Here is a 14,358-nt window from a genome sequence, read left to right on the forward strand (position 1 = left end):
AGAGCATGAAAATAACAAAAAGTCTGTTGCACGTGGGTGTGCTTGGGCTGTCGATCCTGGCGAGTAACGTCATGGCGGCAGTCTCGGCAGATGAAGCCGCCAAGCTCGGCACGACCCTGACCCCGATGGGCGCAGAGATGGCCGGTAATGCGGCCGGCACCATTCCAAAATGGTCGCCAATGCCGACCAATGCCGGCGCAGTCGACGCCCGTGGCTTCCTCGCCAACCCGTATGCCAGCGAGCAGCCGCAGTTCACCATCACCGCGCAGAACGTCGAGCAGTACAAAGACAAGCTGGCCCCTGGGCAATACGCAATGTTCAAGCGTTACCCGGACAGCTTCAAGATGCCGGTGTACCCGACCCATCGCGGCGCCACCGTGCCGGCCGAGGTGTTTGCCTCGATCAAGAAAAACGCCACCACCACCAACCTGGTGTCCGGCGGCAACGGCCTGGAAAACTTCGAAACCGCCGTCCCGTTCCCGATTCCCAAGAGCGGCGTTGAAGTGATCTGGAACCACATCACCCGCTATCGCGGCGGCAGCGTGACCCGCCTGGTCACCCAGGCCACCCCGCAAACCAACGGTTCCTACAGCCTGGTGTACTTTCGCGACCAGTTCGTGTTCCGCGACAAGATGAAGGACTTCGACCCGAAAAACCCAGGCAACGTGCTGTTCTACTTCAAGCAGCAAGTGACTGCGCCAGCGCGCCTGGCCGGTGGTGTGCTGCTGGTGCACGAAACCCTGGACCAGGTCAAGGAGCCGCGTTCGGCCTGGGTCTACAACGCTGGCCAGCGCCGCGTGCGTCGGGCGCCGCAAGTGTCCTATGACGGGCCGGGCACTGCCGCCGATGGCCTGCGCACCTCCGACAACCTCGACATGTACAACGGTGCGCCGGACCGCTACGACTGGAAGCTGGAGGGCAAGAAAGAAATCTACATCGCCTCCAACAGCTACAAGGTCGACGATCCCAAGCTCAAGTACGCCGACATCATCAAGGCTGGCCACATCAACCAGGACCTGGCTCGCTACGAGCTGCGCCGTGTCTGGCACGTGGTCGCCACCTTGAAGGAAGGCCAGCGCCACATCTACGCCAAGCGTGACTTCTACATCGACGAAGACACCTGGCAAGCCGCGGTGATCGACCACTACGACGGTCGCGGCCAACTGTGGCGTGTCGCCGAAGCCCATGCCGAGAACTACTACGACAAGCAAGTGCCGTGGTACGCCCTGGAAACCCTCTACGACCTGCAGTCCGGCCGCTACCTGGCACTGGGCATGAAGAACGAAGAGAAGCAGGCCTATGACTTTGGCTTCACCGCCAGCACCAGCGACTTCACCCCAGCGGCCCTGCGCCAGGACGGTGTTCGCTAACCTCTGCTGATGCTCGCTCCCACGCTCTGCGTGGGAGCGCTTCCTGTGACGCTCTGCGTCACGCCTCACGCGCCCATCCTGAATGGGCGCGTTGTTTTTGAGCCCTTCGCGAGCAAGCTCGCTCCTACTTCTTTCCAGGAGGCTGGAAGGGATATTTCTTGTCGCAGTTCTTTTTCAGCCATTTGTTGCAAAGATCTACAATCCCGCCGCTTTTACCGCTAGTCTGCGGACATCTGCAATGCCGACAACAGCCTTCTACAAGAGCCCGGCGATGACTGATCTGTCCCGAACCCATAGGCCTGCCAGTGTGGTGATGCCGACCCTGGAAGGCCGCTTCTACAGGCCGCCGTTGCCCGACGGCTACGTGCTGCGCCCGCGCCTGTGCGAACGGCTGAATGCCGGCCTGGAAGGGCGACTGTTGCTGGTCAGCGCGCCTGCGGGGTTTGGCAAAAGTTCGTTGGCGGTGGAGTTTTGCCAAGGCTTGCCAGCCCAGTGGCAAAGCCTGTGGTTGGGCCTGAGCTCACGGGATAGCGACCCCGGCCGTTTCCTGGAGCGGCTGCTCGACGGCTTGCAACAGTATTTCCCGCAACTCGGCGCCCAATCCATGGGCTTGCTGAAAATGCGCCAGCGTCACCAACCCTTTGCCTTCGAAGAATGGCTCGATGGCCTGCTCGACGAGCTGGCCGTGCACCTGTCTGCACGCTCGCCGTTATTGCTGGTGCTGGATGACTATCACCTGGCCCAGGGCCCGGTGCTGGATCGCTGCCTGCAGTTTTTCCTCAATCATTTGCCCGATGGCCTGGTGGTGCTGGTCACCAGTCGGCAGCGACCGGACTGGCACCTGGCACGCCTGCGCCTGTCGCGGCACCTGCTGGAGTTGCATGAGCAAGACCTGCGCCTGACCCACGACGAATCCCTGGCGGTGCTGGATGGACACAGCAATGCGTTGCGCGGTGAGGCGTTGGAAAACCTGATCCGCCGTAGCGAGGGCTGGGTCGCCGGCCTGCGCTTCTGGCTGTTGGCGGCCTCCGAAGCGGGCAGTGATGGCGCCTTGCCGCAAAGCCTGCACGGTGGCGAAGGGCTGATTCGCGATTACCTGCTCGAAGAAGTCATCGACTGCCTGCCTGCGGAAGTGCAAGCGTTCCTGTACGACACCGCACCGCAGGAGCGCTTTTGCAGCGAACTATGCGACGCCGTTCGCGAGGCCCATGACAGCGCAGAAATCCTGCGTTACCTGCAGGCCCATCAAGTATTCCTGGTGCCGTTGGATGAGCAAGGGCACTGGTACCGCTATCACCATTTGTTCTCCGACCTGCTGCGCACCCGCCGCGAGAAAAGCGCCACTTTGCCGCCGGCCAGCTTGCACTTGCGCGCTTGTCGCTGGTTTAACGCCCAGGGTTTGATCGATGAGGCGGTGGAGCAAGCACTGCGGGCCGGCCACCTGGATGTGGCGGCGAACCTGGTGCAGAACCTGTCCGAAGAACAACTGCTGGCAGAGCAGAATATCGGCATGCTGCTGCGCTGGAAGATGGACCTGCCCGACAGCCTGCTGATCAGCACGCCGCGTTTGATCGTGCTCTACAGCTGGGCGCTTGGGCTCGCATGCCAATTGGATGCAGCGCAGGAGCTGTCCAGTTACCTCAGCCGCTTCCTGCCGGCCCCGTCGGCCACCGCGCAAAAATCCATGCTGGCCCAATGGTTGGCGCTGAGCGGGATTATTGCCCGTGGGCGCGGAGACCGTGAGCTGACCCAGCGCTATTGCCAAGAGGCGTTGGAAAGCCTGCCGCAAAAGCGTTACGGCCAGCGCCTGATGTGCCTCTCGACCCTGTCCAACCTGGCGATCGTCGATGCCGACCTGTGGCGCGCCCGTGGCCTGAACCGCGAATCGTTGGAACTGGCGCAGCGCGTCGGTAATCCCTTGTTTGAAGCCTTGGCCCATTACGACCGTGCGCGGGTGCTACAGGCGCGGGGTGAGATCCTGCGTTCCCTGGATGAAGTGCGCCAGGGCCTGGAACGCTTGCATGGGCTTGCCTCCCAGCGCCTGTACGCCGTGCGCGCACGGCTGTCGCTGTACGAAGGTTACCTGCTGCTGGTGCGTTGCCAGCCCGAAGCCGGCCTTGCGCGTTTGCGCGCCGGCTTGGCCGAAGCCCGCGCCTGCCGCGATATCAGCGTGCTGATCGGGCATTGCGTCATCGCCAGTTTCGAAGGGCGGCGTGGGGAGTTTGCCAATGCCTTTGCCGAGCTGGCCGAGGCCGAACGCTTGATGCATATCTGGGATGTGCCGCCGATCTATTATCTGGCGATGATCACCCTGATCAAATGCGAGCTGTGGCTGGCCCAGGGGCGCACTGACCTGGCCGACGCCTGGCTGGCCCGCCTGGGGCAAACCTACAACGGCGAGCACGCCGCGGCCGCCCCCGAGTTTCATCCGCACCTGCCGCAACATATCGAGCTGCAACAAGCCGCGCTCGATGCCACTCGCCACCAACCCGACAGCGCGCTGCAACGCCTGGAAGCGCTGGCCCAACAGGCCCATGACAGCGGGCGCCAGATGATTGCCTTGATGGCGCTGGCCCAGCTGGTGCAGTTGCTTCTGGAGAATGGCCAGGAGGCCAAGGCCAGGCCGGTATTCGCCCGTGCCCTGCACGCTGGTTCGGGCGGTGCGTTGCAACCGTTTCAACGCTTGTTGGAGGGACACCCGCAGTGGATGCGCGAGCAGTTGGGCAAGGACTCCCATGGGCTGCTCAACCAGGGCTTGCTGGCGCTGCTGCCCCAGGCCAGCGCAGTTGAAACCTCACCTCAACAGGAAACCCTCAGCACCCGGGAGTTGGCGGTGCTGCAACTGATTGCCCAAGGCTGTTCAAACCAGGAAATCAGCAACCAGCTGTTCATCTCCCTGCACACGGTGAAGACCCACGCCAGCCACATCAACAGCAAGCTAGGCGTGGAGCGCCGCACCCAGGCAGTCGCGCGGGCCAAGGCCATGGGCTTGCTGGCCTGAGCCCATGGCTCAAGGCGCGGTTGGGCAGCCTTTGAGTGAAGTGTCGACGGTCTGATTGATCAGCGCCGCGAACCGCTTGAGGTTGTTCTGATGCGCCACCACCAACTCGTCGATGCTCGGCCCGGCGGGTGATTGCAAGGTGGTACGGCAGGTCAACGCTGGGCGGTCGCCATTGATTTGCCTCAGGCGCCAGCGCACATCGAGCAGCGCGTACTGCCCCGGTACCGAGTCAAACCGCTGCACATCTACGCGCAAAGCCACGGCTTGCCGGGCATTGCTGTTGGCCAACTGATCCACCAGGGCACTCTTGAGCTCATCGGCGAGGGTAGCGGCCCACCACTGGGTTTCGAGAATCGCCAGGCCACTGTCGCCCTGGCGGATGACTATTTGCGCGCGGTCGACCTGGGGCGGCACGCTGATGCTCTCAATGCGAACACCGCCGGCATCTGCTCGTGCGCTGGGGCTCAAGTGTGCCGGGGTCAGGGTGTGAAAGGCGATGGGTTCACTGCGACAGGCACCGAGCAGCAGCAGGGCGCTCAGCAACGTGATCTTCAACGGCAATGTCATGGCGGCTCCAATGGTCATTTGCGGGGTGGCCCTTGCAGGTCCGTCGGTGCGGCGTTATCGGGGCGGCCGCGAATCAGCGACTCCGGATGCCGGCCCAGGTAATCCGAAAGCTCGCGCAGGGAGCGCGACATGCGCCCCAACTCGTCGAGCGTCTGGGTCAGTTGTTCACGCTGCGGCGAGTCTTCGGCCAGGGTTGAACTGGCCGATTGCAGGGTCTTGCTCACGTCGGTCAAGGTCGTCTGCACGCCCGGCAGCGTCTTGGCGTTGAATTGCGCCAGGCCCTTGCGCAGTTCGACCAGGCTGGCGTCGAGGTTGCCGGCAATGCGCTCCACAGGCAGTTGGCTGATCTTGTTGACGATGCCTTCGAACTTCTCCTGCAGTTGCTCCAGGTTGCCCGGGATGGTGGGGATGCCCACCGGGCGTTGGTTCGGGTCGAACGCGACTTTCTCGGCCTTGGGGTAGAAGTCCAGGGCGATGTAGAGCTGGCCGGTCAGCAAGTTGCCGCTGCGGGCCTGGGCGCGCAGGCCGTTTTCGATGAAGGTGCCGATCAGGCGTACGCCGGCTGCCTCATCGTCAGGGTTATTGTTCATGGCCTTGAGCAGCTTGGTGTGGGCCTCGCCGAGCAGTTGCGGGTAGATCACGATGCCGACATTGACCGGAAAGGTGCGTTTCTTCGCATCGAAATCCAGGTTGATCGATACCACCCTGCCGAACTCCACGCCAAGGAACTCCACCGGTGCGTCGACTTTCAGCCCGCGCAGAGCCTGATCGAAACGCAGGACCATGTATTGCCCCTTGCCATTGGGTGGGGCGAGGGCGCTTTGCTGGTCTTCGAACAATTCAAAGCTGCGGCTTTCTTCGGCCGGTTTGTCATTGGGGTTGTAGGGCGGCGCCTGGAAGGCGATCCCGCCCATCAACATGGACGACAAGGATTCGGTCTTCAGCGCGAAGCCATTGGCGCCGACGCTCAAGTCGACGCCACTGGCGTTCCAGAACCTTGTGTTCTCAGTGATGTACACATCATTGGGCGCATGCACGAAGATCTCGACATTCACGCCCTTGCCCTCGTTATCCAGCTCATAGGCCACCACCTGGCCTACCGGGATTTTGCGGTAATAGACCGGTGAGCCGATGTCCAGGGAACCCAAGGCCTGGGTGTGCAGCGTGAAGCGCTTGCCCGGTTCGCCGTAAGTGATGGGCGGCGGGTTTTCCAAACCGGTGAAGTGTTTAGCGCGGGTCTCGGACTGGCCGATGTCTGCGCCGATGTAGTCGCCGGACAGCAACGTGTCGATGCCCGACACGCCGCCTGCGCCAATGCGCGGGCGCACCACCCAGAATTTCGAGTCTTCGCGGGTGAAGCTTTCGGCCTGTTTGACCAGCTCGACGGTGGCATTGACGCTTTTCTGGTCATCGCTCAGGGCCACGGCGGTTACCTGGCCGATCACCACGTTGCGGTATTTGACCTCGGTTTTGTTGGCAACCAGCCCGCTGCCGGTCTTGAAGTTGAGGACGATGGTCGGGCCTTGTTGCATGACGCTGTGAATCACCAGCGAGATCCCCACCAGCACGGCAACAATCGGCACGATCCAGACCAGCGAGACACTGAAGCGACGCGTCTTGATCACGGGTTGCCCCGCAGGGGTTTCAGCCTTGGATGAGCTCATCCGAGGTCTCCTCGCTAGGTGGGTTTTCCCAGATTAGCCGGGGATCAAAACTCATGGCCGCGAGCATCGTAAACACGACCACCAGGCCAAAAAACAGAATACCCAGGCGCGGTTCTATCGTGCCCAAGGCTTGAAACTTCACCAGCGCGGCCACCAGGGCGACCACGATGACGTCGAGCATCGACCAATAGCCGATCAACTCGATAAACCGAAACAGCTTCGAACGCTCCTTGCGCGCCCACTGGCTATTGCGCTGCACGGTGACCAGCAACAGCCCCAGCGACAAGAACTTGATGCCCGGCACGGCAATGCTGGCGATGAAAATGATCAGCGCAATGTCCCAGGCGCCATGCTGCCAGAACTCCAGCACGCCACTCATGATGGTGCTGTCTGCGCCTGAGCCGAGCATGGTGGTGTTCATCACCGGCAGCAAATTGGCCGGGACGTAAAAGGCGAGGGCGGTGAGCATGTAGGCCCAGGTTCGGGTCAGGGACTGCACCTTGCGCCGATGCAACGCGGCGCCGCAGCGCTCGCACTCGGTGGGCTCAAGGCGCATGTCGCAGGGCTGGCCGCAGGTGTGGCACAGGCACAGGTTCAGCTCGCGGGCGGTAGGCGGTGAGTTCATACGGTGTCCCACAGGTCGCGCACATCGCGCCCGGCAATGCGGATCAGCAACAGGCTCAGGGCAGCCAAGGCAAACAGGCCGGTGCCAGGAATCACATCCAGCATACCGGCCAGCTTGAACACCGCGACCATCGCGCCCAGCAGGCACACCTCCAGCATGCTCCAAGGCCGGAGTGCTTCGAGCCAGCGCATGCACAGCTTGAACGCCGGCGAGCGTCTGCCGGCCAAGGCGAAACTCAGCACCCAGATCAGCAACAGCAACTGGAACACCGGCGCGATAATGATGGAAATTGCCGCCACCAATGCAATGAATGTGATCGGCCCCAGGCTCAGCGCAACCACCGAATCCCAAAGGGTCGCGCTGTTTTTCAAGCCTTGCAGGCTGATGCTCATCACTGGGTAAAAGTTGGCAAAGGTCCACAGCACTGCGGCAGTCACCGTCAGGGCCAGACGTTGCTGCACCGACAGGCCGTTATAGCGCTGCAGCACGCCCGAGCAACGCACACACAGGGCCTTTTGATGTTTGGCGAGCGTGACTTTCTCGTACACGCAGTCGCAGTGTTCGCAGATGATCTGTTGATTCGCCATGGGTGTTGCTCCAAATGCGACTGACTGCAGCAGGGGATTTCAATGGCGCGTGTGTAGCTTAGCAGCGGATAGACCGCGCAATCGACGCCTTCCCGCGCAGAGGCAAGCTACACCATACTGCACTTGGAACGCGCCAGAGAGCTTGCAGGACACCCATGACTATTGAAAAACAACCGTTGATTCGCGAAACCTTCCCCGTCGGGCCGTTGCAGTGCAACTGCACCATCATTGGCGACCCGATCACTAAAAAAGCCATCGTAGTCGACCCCGGCGGCAATCACGAGTTGATCTTGGCGCGCCTTGATGCGCTGGGCCTGAAGGTGGTGAGCATTATCCACACCCATGCTCACCTCGATCACTTTCTGGCCTCCGGGCAACTGAAAGAAAAGACCGGCGCCACGCTGCACCTGCACAAAGAGGATCAATTTCTATGGGACAACCTGGAAATGCAATGCCAGATGTTTCGCGTGCCCTACGTCCCGGTGCCGTCTCCGGATCGCTGGCTGGAGCATGACGAAGAACTCGCCTGCGGCTGCGGCGTAGCCTTGCATACTCCTGGGCATACGCCGGGCTCTATGAGTTTCTGGTTTGCCGACGCCAAGCTGTTGATCGCCGGCGATACCTTGTTTCGTCGTGGCGTAGGGCGTACGGATTTATGGGGCGGCGACCAGGCGACGATCGTGCGATCGATCAAGCAGCGCCTGTATACGCTGGACGAAGGCGCGACGGTAGTCACTGGGCATGGGCCGGATACGTGTCTGGGGGATGAGATGCGTGAGAATCCGTTTGTGCGTGCGTGATTGGGCTTATCAGTCAAAACTGGGGCGAGCTCTCTCTCGCCACAGACACACACAGACACAGGCCCAAGCCAAAGACAGCTATGCTTTACGCACCCCTTCACGGAATTTTTGCCGTTTGTCGCGTTCCAAACCCGGCACAGGTCCATTGCCAATGTCCTCTGCATCACAGAATGCAAAAGTAGGAGCTTCCTTCATGTTCACTCCGCGTCGTCTGCTTGTTGTCGCTACCGCCGTAGCCCTGTTGTCTGGCTGCGCCTCACCTAACCCTTATGACGGCAGCCAGGGACAGGCCAGCAATGGTTCCGAAAGCGGCATGAGCAAAACCGCCAAATACGGCGGCCTTGGTGCGCTGGCTGGCGCATTGGCCGGTGCGGCCATCGACCATAACAACCGTGGCAAGGGCGCGCTGATTGGCGCAGTGGTTGCGGGTGCCGGTGCGGCAGGCTATGGCTACTACGCCGACCAGCAAGAGAAAAAACTGCGTGAAAGCATGGCCAACACCGGGGTTGAGGTGCAGCGCCAGGGTGACCAGATCAAGCTGATCATGCCGGGTAACATTACCTTCGCCACCAACTCGGACGCGATCTCCAGTAGCTTCTACCAGCCGCTGAACAACCTGGCCAACTCCCTCAAGCAGTTCAACCAGAACACTATCCAGATCGTTGGCTACACCGACAGCACCGGTAGCCGTCAACTGAACATGGACCTGTCCCAGCGCCGTGCGCAGAGCGTGGCCAACTACCTGACCTCCCAAGGTGTCAACGGTGCCAACCTGAGCGCACGCGGTGCCGGCCCGGATAACCCGATTGCCAGCAACGGCGATGTGAATGGTCGCGCCCAGAACCGTCGCGTCGAAGTCAACCTCGGCCCGATCCCTGGCCAGCAATACGGCCAGCCTGGCCAGCAGCAGGCGCCACAGCAGAACAACCAGTTCCAGGGCAACCCGTACCAGCAATACCAGTAAACGCTGGGCATTAAAAAGGGCGCCGTGCAGTCAATGCACGGCGCCCTTTTTTTGATCGTTCCCACGCTCTGCGTGGGAATGCCCGCTCGGACGCTCCGCGTCCCACTGATGGCGCAAAAGTCGCGGCCTGTGGGGTGGTGACGCGGAGCGTCACGGGATGCGTGCCCACGCAGAGCGTGGGAACGATCAAGGACTCTACATCAGTCGATGTATTCGAACACCTTCACGATCTTCTGTACGCCCGACACACCCTGCACCAGGTTGGCGGCGCGGGTGGCTTCGGCCTGGGTCAGCAGGCCCATCATGTAGACGATGCCGTTATCGGTGACGATCTTGATCCGCGAACCAGGCACCGCACTGTCGGTCAGCATCTGGGCCTTGATCTTGGTGGTCAGCAAGGCATCGTTGCTGATGGCCAGCAGGGTGATCGGGTCCATGACCTGCAGTTCGTTGTGGACCTTCTTCACGCGTTGCACGCCGGCGGCGGCTTGCTCGGCCTGGGCCTTGAGATCGGCGCGGGGCGTTTGGCCTGCCAGCAGGACTACGCCGTTGAAGCTGGTCACCACAATGCGCGAGGCACCGTTGCCCAAGTCGGTAGCGGCCTTGGCGACGTTGACCTTCACCTTGGTTTCGATCAGCGAATCATCAATGGTGCTGCCGAAGGTGCGTGTGCCCCGGTCGTCCTGGATAGGGGTATCCCGTGTAGCGGTGATAGCCGAGCTGCAGCCGCTGATGGCGACGCACAGCGTGATGGCCAAAAGACTGAGGCGATTAACGGTCATTCTTCACTCCCGAACAGTTGGCTGTCGATCAGATCGCACAGGCAGTGGATCGCCAGCAGATGAACTTCTTGGATACGTGCAGTGACATTGGCCGGGACGCGAATCTCCACGTCCTCTGGCAGCAGCAGCGACGCCATGCCGCCACCGTCGCGACCGGTCAAGGCTACGACAATCATTTCGCGATCATGTGCGGCCTGGATCGCTTGAATAATATTGGCCGAGTTGCCGCTGGTGGAAATCGCCAGCAACACATCGCCGGGCTGGCCGAGGGCGCGGATCTGCTTGGAGAAGATTTCGTTGTAGCTGTAGTCGTTGGCAATCGAGGTGATCGTCGACGAATCGGTGGTCAAGGCAATAGCCGGCAGGCTCGGGCGCTCACGTTCGAAACGGTTGAGCAGCTCGGAGGAAAAATGCTGGGCATCGCCAGCCGAACCGCCATTGCCGCACGAAAGCATTTTGCCTTCGTTGAGCAAGGCATTGACCATCACCTGGCTGGCTTGCTCGATGTGCGGTGCAAGTACGTCCATCGCCTGTTGCTTGGTGTCGATGCTGGCCTGGAAAAGCTGGCGAATTCGGGATTGCATGTCCATCTGTGTGACCTTAAGTAGCGCGGCTGTTTGGCACAGGTAATGTGCAGCCCGCAAAGCAAAGAGCAAAAATGAGTGGTGAAGGTGCCCGGCGAATCAGCTGTCGAAGGCATTTTTGAGCCAGGTCAGATCAGCTGTGCCTGACGGGGTGCTTTCCATGGCAACCACATCGAAACGGCAGGGGCAGTCAGCCCAGCGATGCTCTTTTTGCAGAAAAAACTGCGCAGCGAGTATCAGCTTTTGACGCTTGCTCCCGTCGATACTGGCGAGCGCGCCACCCCATTGTGCGTGTTTTCTGTAGCGGACTTCGACGAATACTACTGTATCGCCGTCAAGCATGACCAGATCAAGCTCGCCGCGTTTACATAACCAGTTCTGCGCCAGAAGGCGCAGACCCTGTTGTTGCAGGTAATTGAGTGCATGCAGTTCGGCATCCTTGCCGCTTTGTGCGCTGGACCGCTCGGGCATCAGCGTGGGGTATCGGGCAGGCGCTGAATGTCGCCGCCGACGAACTTCGCCCACGGCATCTGGCGATCGACGCGCTGGTTGGCGCTGATGCCCAGGTTGCCCGAGAGGCCGTCTACACGGGTGTCCGGCAGTGCCTTGAGCTGGCCCAGGCGTGGCGCCAGGCGGTAGGCATCGACGCCCATCGCGTAGAGGCGGCCCAGGCTGCCATTGGCTTGCGGCCACTGCGCGGCGACCTGGTTGCGCAGCGGGTCGGTGGTGTTAAGCAGCCAAGGGGTTTCGCAGAACATCACATTGGTCATGTCCAGGTACTGGTTGCGGTCACCGCTGGCACTGAACACGTGAGAGGTCGCGTACACCGGCACATCGCCAGCGTATTGGAAGTTCAGGGTCGGCTTGATCTGCTGGGCCAGTTGAGGCGTAACAGCCAGGAAGATGAACTCGATGTCCTGGCGACGCGAAGGCTGGGCGGCAACGTCGGTGCCGACCGTGCTTTGCAGGCTCTTGGCGCGGCCTTCGCTCTTGCGCAGTTGGAACAGATCGGCGATCTGCTGGGCCAGGGCCACAGGTTGGTCGACATATTCAACACCCATGACGGTGCCGCCGTTGGCTTCCCAATCCTGGCGGAACGCCTTGTACACGCGCTCACCCCATTCGCCACGGGGCACCATGGCGGCGGCGCGATGCAGGCCATCAGCACGGGCGCGGCGCGACACTTCACGGGCTTCGTCTTCAGCGGCCAGGCCGAACTGGAACAACTGCGCCGGGCCTTGATCGGTCTCGCTGTAGTTCAGGGCCAGGGTGGTGATCGGCAACTGCGGGCGCGCGCTGAGTTGCTTGACCAGCGGTTTTTCCAGCGGGCCGACCACCAGTTGCACGCCAGCGGCCTGGGCCTTGGCGTAGAAGTCGTCGAGGGAGGTCAGGCGCGAGCTGTCAAAGAACTCGATGACCGGTGGCTTCTGCCCGGCTTGCTCAGCCTGGTAGTGAGCCGCCATGAAGCCTTCGCGCAGCGCTTTGCCCACAGCAGCCAGCGGGCCTTCCTGTGGCAGCAGCAGGGCGATCTTGTTCAGGGGCTGGCTGGCCAGTTCCTTGAGTTTGGTCAGCGGCGCTGGCAGTTGCACAGCCGCCGGGTGGCCCGGATTCTGTGCGCGCCAGGTGTCGATGGCGTCTTGTTGTTGCTCCAGCGTACCGGCGCCCTTGACCGCCTGAGCCAGGGTGATCCAGCCATCAAGTGTCGGGTTGCCGGTGGCTTGCAGCTGTTCGGCTGGCAGCGCGGCTATCAATACCCAGATGGCCTCGTGATTGCTGCTGGCAGCCTCACCCGTCAGCAGGGGCGCCATGGCCACGCGCTCGCGAGCGGCGGCGAGGGTCTGGCCGTCGGCTTCATAGGCGCGTGCATGCACAGTGCCGGTACGGATCTGCTGGTCGGTCGGCAGTTCCTTCAGGCTTTGCAGGCTGGGGTGGTTCAGCGCTGCCAAAGCCGCCTTGGGCTGGTTGCGCCCCATGGCCAGTTCTGCGGCCAGGGTGCTGGCAAATACTTGCGCGGCTGGCTTCAGGGCATCCAGGGGCACTTGCGCAAGGATCTGCGAGGAGCGGCCGGGATTGTTCTGCTGGTAGGCCAGGTCTGCCGCGCTCAGGCGCAGCAACGCGGCTTTTTCTGGCGTCTTGGCGTTCGTCGCCTGTTCGAGCAGTTGCTCGATACTGGCATCGGGCGTGCGTGGCAGTTCGCCAAGACTGGAGGAGGGCGAACTGGCGCAAGCGACCAGCAAGGCAGCGAGGCAGAGGGCGGAGAGCAGCCGCAGGCAAGCGATCATGTAAGTGTTCCTGATACCGATCAAATTAGCGTGGAAGTGTACCCAAGCACTGGCCCAGGCGCGATGTTCATGGCGTTAAACCGTGGATTTAGGTCGTGCAAATGTTGCCAATAGCTGACGGTGGCTGAAACGGCATCGGCCGTGATGGCATATTTTCAAGGCGTCTACGCGCTACAATGTGGCTTTTGCCAACCATCGAGGTGTGCGCTTTGACTGCTCCAGGTCCTTTGAATTCCACTGCTGGCTCGCTTTTTGTGGTGGCGACGCCCATTGGCAACCTGGACGACATCAGTGCCCGGGCGCTGAAGGTGTTGCGCGAGGTGAAATTGATCGCGGCAGAAGACACGCGACACTCCCAACGGTTGATGCAGCATTTTGGTATCAGCACGCCATTAGCCGCCTGCCACGAACACAACGAACGTGAAGAGGGTAGCCGCTTTATCACGCGCCTTTTGGCGGGTGATGACGTCGCGCTGATTTCCGACGCGGGCACGCCGCTGATTTCCGATCCGGGTTACCACCTGGTCCGCCAAGCGCGCGCCGCAGGTATCAATGTAGTGCCTGTTCCGGGAGCCTGCGCGCTGATTGCTGCGTTATCGGCCGCCGGGTTGCCCTCGGACCGCTTTATCTTTGAAGGCTTCCTGCCCGCAAAGGCTGTAGGGCGTCGGGCGCGTCTGCAGGCACTTAAAGAAGAGCCGCGCACCTTGATCTTCTATGAGGCCCCGCATCGCATTCTTGAATGCCTGCAAGACATGGAGCTGGTGTTCGGCGGCGAGCGCCTGGCCTTGCTGGCCCGGGAGTTGACCAAGACCTTCGAAACCCTCAAGGGGTTGCCGCTGGAAGAGTTGCGGGCGTTTGTCGAGGGCGACAGCAATCAGCAGCGCGGCGAATGCGTGGTGCTGGTTGCCGGCTGGACAGCGCCGGAGAATGAGGACGCAGTGGGCAGCGAGGCCATGCGCGTCCTCGATTTGTTGCTCAAGGAAATGCCACTCAAGCGCGCCGCCGCCCTGGCTGCCGAAATTACCGGGGTGCGCAAGAATGTGTTGTATCAGGTCGCGCTCGATAAACAGAAGGCCGAATAGTTCCGGTGCCAAAACTGTATTTCGTCTGAACGTGATGGCAATGCTGCACT

The 14,358-nt window shown here is 61.5% G+C and carries 13 protein-coding genes; 5 read left to right on the plus strand and 8 right to left on the minus strand.

Annotated elements, in window-relative coordinates; all coding sequences use genetic code 11:
- The first annotated feature begins 5 nt into the window (after positions 1-5).
- Both V8689_RS04985 and V8689_RS04990 read left to right on the plus strand, forming a co-directional pair.
- Entirely contained in the window at positions 6-1,370 is a 1,365-nt protein-coding gene (locus tag V8689_RS04985) for a DUF1329 domain-containing protein (RefSeq protein ID WP_056789677.1), read from the plus strand.
- Positions 1,371-1,641: 271 nt separating this feature from the next.
- On the plus strand, positions 1,642-4,371 hold the full coding sequence (locus V8689_RS04990) for a LuxR C-terminal-related transcriptional regulator (RefSeq protein WP_056789680.1): 2,730 nt from the start codon (positions 1,642-1,644) through the stop codon (positions 4,369-4,371).
- 9 nt (positions 4,372-4,380) lie between these two features.
- Here V8689_RS04990 and V8689_RS04995 read toward each other — a convergent pair whose 3' ends face one another.
- From V8689_RS04995 to V8689_RS05010, 4 genes are read right to left on the minus strand one after another with little or no spacing between them, the layout of a single operon-like run.
- Positions 4,381-4,938: a PqiC family protein gene (locus V8689_RS04995; protein WP_056789683.1), complete on the minus strand. Its 558-nt coding sequence runs from the start codon at positions 4,936-4,938 to the stop codon at positions 4,381-4,383.
- 14 nt (positions 4,939-4,952) lie between these two features.
- Positions 4,953-6,602: an intermembrane transport protein PqiB gene (locus V8689_RS05000; protein ID WP_056789686.1), complete on the minus strand. Its 1,650-nt coding sequence runs from the start codon at positions 6,600-6,602 to the stop codon at positions 4,953-4,955.
- Complete coding sequence (locus V8689_RS05005; protein WP_056789689.1) at positions 6,583-7,227, minus strand: paraquat-inducible protein A; 645 nt, start codon at positions 7,225-7,227, stop codon at positions 6,583-6,585. The genes V8689_RS05000 and V8689_RS05005 overlap by 20 nt, the downstream gene beginning before the upstream one ends.
- Positions 7,224-7,814, minus strand: coding sequence for a paraquat-inducible protein A (locus V8689_RS05010; RefSeq protein WP_014716964.1), 591 nt, complete (start codon positions 7,812-7,814; stop codon positions 7,224-7,226). Before V8689_RS05010 ends, V8689_RS05005 begins: the two co-directional genes overlap by 4 nt.
- A gap of 155 nt (positions 7,815-7,969) precedes the next feature.
- Here V8689_RS05010 and V8689_RS05015 point away from each other — a divergent pair, with 155 nt between their 5' ends.
- Together V8689_RS05015 and V8689_RS05020 are read left to right on the plus strand one after the other, a co-directional pair.
- Entirely contained in the window at positions 7,970-8,614 is a 645-nt protein-coding gene (locus tag V8689_RS05015) for an MBL fold metallo-hydrolase (RefSeq protein WP_056789692.1), read from the plus strand.
- A gap of 193 nt (positions 8,615-8,807) precedes the next feature.
- Entirely contained in the window at positions 8,808-9,578 is a 771-nt protein-coding gene (locus V8689_RS05020) for an OmpA family protein (RefSeq protein ID WP_020301258.1), read from the plus strand.
- Positions 9,579-9,778: 200 nt separating this feature from the next.
- On the opposite strand, the gene V8689_RS05025 is transcribed toward V8689_RS05020, so the two are convergent.
- From V8689_RS05025 to V8689_RS05040, 4 genes are all read right to left on the minus strand, one after another.
- Positions 9,779-10,360, minus strand: coding sequence for a BON domain-containing protein (locus V8689_RS05025; protein ID WP_003188655.1), 582 nt, complete (start codon positions 10,358-10,360; stop codon positions 9,779-9,781).
- The gene (locus tag V8689_RS05030; RefSeq protein WP_007904374.1) at positions 10,357-10,950 is read right to left on the minus strand and encodes a phosphoheptose isomerase; all 594 of its coding nucleotides are present in this window, start codon (positions 10,948-10,950) and stop codon (positions 10,357-10,359) included. Before V8689_RS05030 ends, V8689_RS05025 begins: the two co-directional genes overlap by 4 nt.
- Positions 10,951-11,043: 93 nt before the next feature.
- The gene (locus V8689_RS05035) at positions 11,044-11,415 is read right to left on the minus strand and encodes a YraN family protein (RefSeq protein WP_056789694.1); all 372 of its coding nucleotides are present in this window, start codon (positions 11,413-11,415) and stop codon (positions 11,044-11,046) included.
- On the minus strand, positions 11,415-13,226 hold the full coding sequence (locus V8689_RS05040; RefSeq protein WP_056789697.1) for a penicillin-binding protein activator: 1,812 nt from the start codon (positions 13,224-13,226) through the stop codon (positions 11,415-11,417). The genes V8689_RS05035 and V8689_RS05040 overlap by 1 nt, the downstream gene beginning before the upstream one ends.
- A 176-nt stretch (positions 13,227-13,402) precedes the next feature.
- Between V8689_RS05040 and rsmI the strand changes: the two genes are divergently transcribed.
- Entirely contained in the window at positions 13,403-14,308 is a 906-nt protein-coding gene (gene rsmI / locus V8689_RS05045) for a 16S rRNA (cytidine(1402)-2'-O)-methyltransferase (RefSeq protein WP_020301255.1), read from the plus strand.
- Positions 14,309-14,358: the final 50 nt, after the last annotated feature.

It is taken from the genome of Pseudomonas sp. AK181 (assembly GCF_051122975.1).
In the GTDB taxonomy this organism is placed as follows: Bacteria; Pseudomonadota; Gammaproteobacteria; order Pseudomonadales; family Pseudomonadaceae; genus Aquipseudomonas; species Aquipseudomonas lactis.

Excerpts from the sequence above, each read along its gene's own strand:
- V8689_RS04985 (WP_056789677.1), top strand. The coding sequence starts at position 6 with ATGAAAATAACAAAAAGTCTGTTGCACGTGGGTGTGCTTGGGCTGTCG.
- V8689_RS04990 (WP_056789680.1), top strand. The coding sequence starts at position 1,642 with ATGACTGATCTGTCCCGAACCCATAGGCCTGCCAGTGTGGTGATGCCG.
- V8689_RS04995 (WP_056789683.1), bottom strand. The coding sequence starts at position 4,938 with ATGACATTGCCGTTGAAGATCACGTTGCTGAGCGCCCTGCTGCTGCTC.
- V8689_RS05000 (WP_056789686.1), bottom strand. The coding sequence starts at position 6,602 with ATGAGCTCATCCAAGGCTGAAACCCCTGCGGGGCAACCCGTGATCAAG.
- V8689_RS05005 (WP_056789689.1), bottom strand. The coding sequence starts at position 7,227 with ATGAACTCACCGCCTACCGCCCGCGAGCTGAACCTGTGCCTGTGCCAC.
- V8689_RS05010 (WP_014716964.1), bottom strand. The coding sequence starts at position 7,814 with ATGGCGAATCAACAGATCATCTGCGAACACTGCGACTGCGTGTACGAG.
- V8689_RS05015 (WP_056789692.1), top strand. The coding sequence starts at position 7,970 with ATGACTATTGAAAAACAACCGTTGATTCGCGAAACCTTCCCCGTCGGG.
- V8689_RS05020 (WP_020301258.1), top strand. The coding sequence starts at position 8,808 with ATGTTCACTCCGCGTCGTCTGCTTGTTGTCGCTACCGCCGTAGCCCTG.
- V8689_RS05025 (WP_003188655.1), bottom strand. The coding sequence starts at position 10,360 with ATGACCGTTAATCGCCTCAGTCTTTTGGCCATCACGCTGTGCGTCGCC.
- V8689_RS05030 (WP_007904374.1), bottom strand. The coding sequence starts at position 10,950 with ATGGACATGCAATCCCGAATTCGCCAGCTTTTCCAGGCCAGCATCGAC.
- V8689_RS05035 (WP_056789694.1), bottom strand. The coding sequence starts at position 11,415 with ATGCCCGAGCGGTCCAGCGCACAAAGCGGCAAGGATGCCGAACTGCAT.
- V8689_RS05040 (WP_056789697.1), bottom strand. The coding sequence starts at position 13,226 with ATGATCGCTTGCCTGCGGCTGCTCTCCGCCCTCTGCCTCGCTGCCTTG.
- rsmI (WP_020301255.1), top strand. The coding sequence starts at position 13,403 with ATGTGGCTTTTGCCAACCATCGAGGTGTGCGCTTTGACTGCTCCAGGT.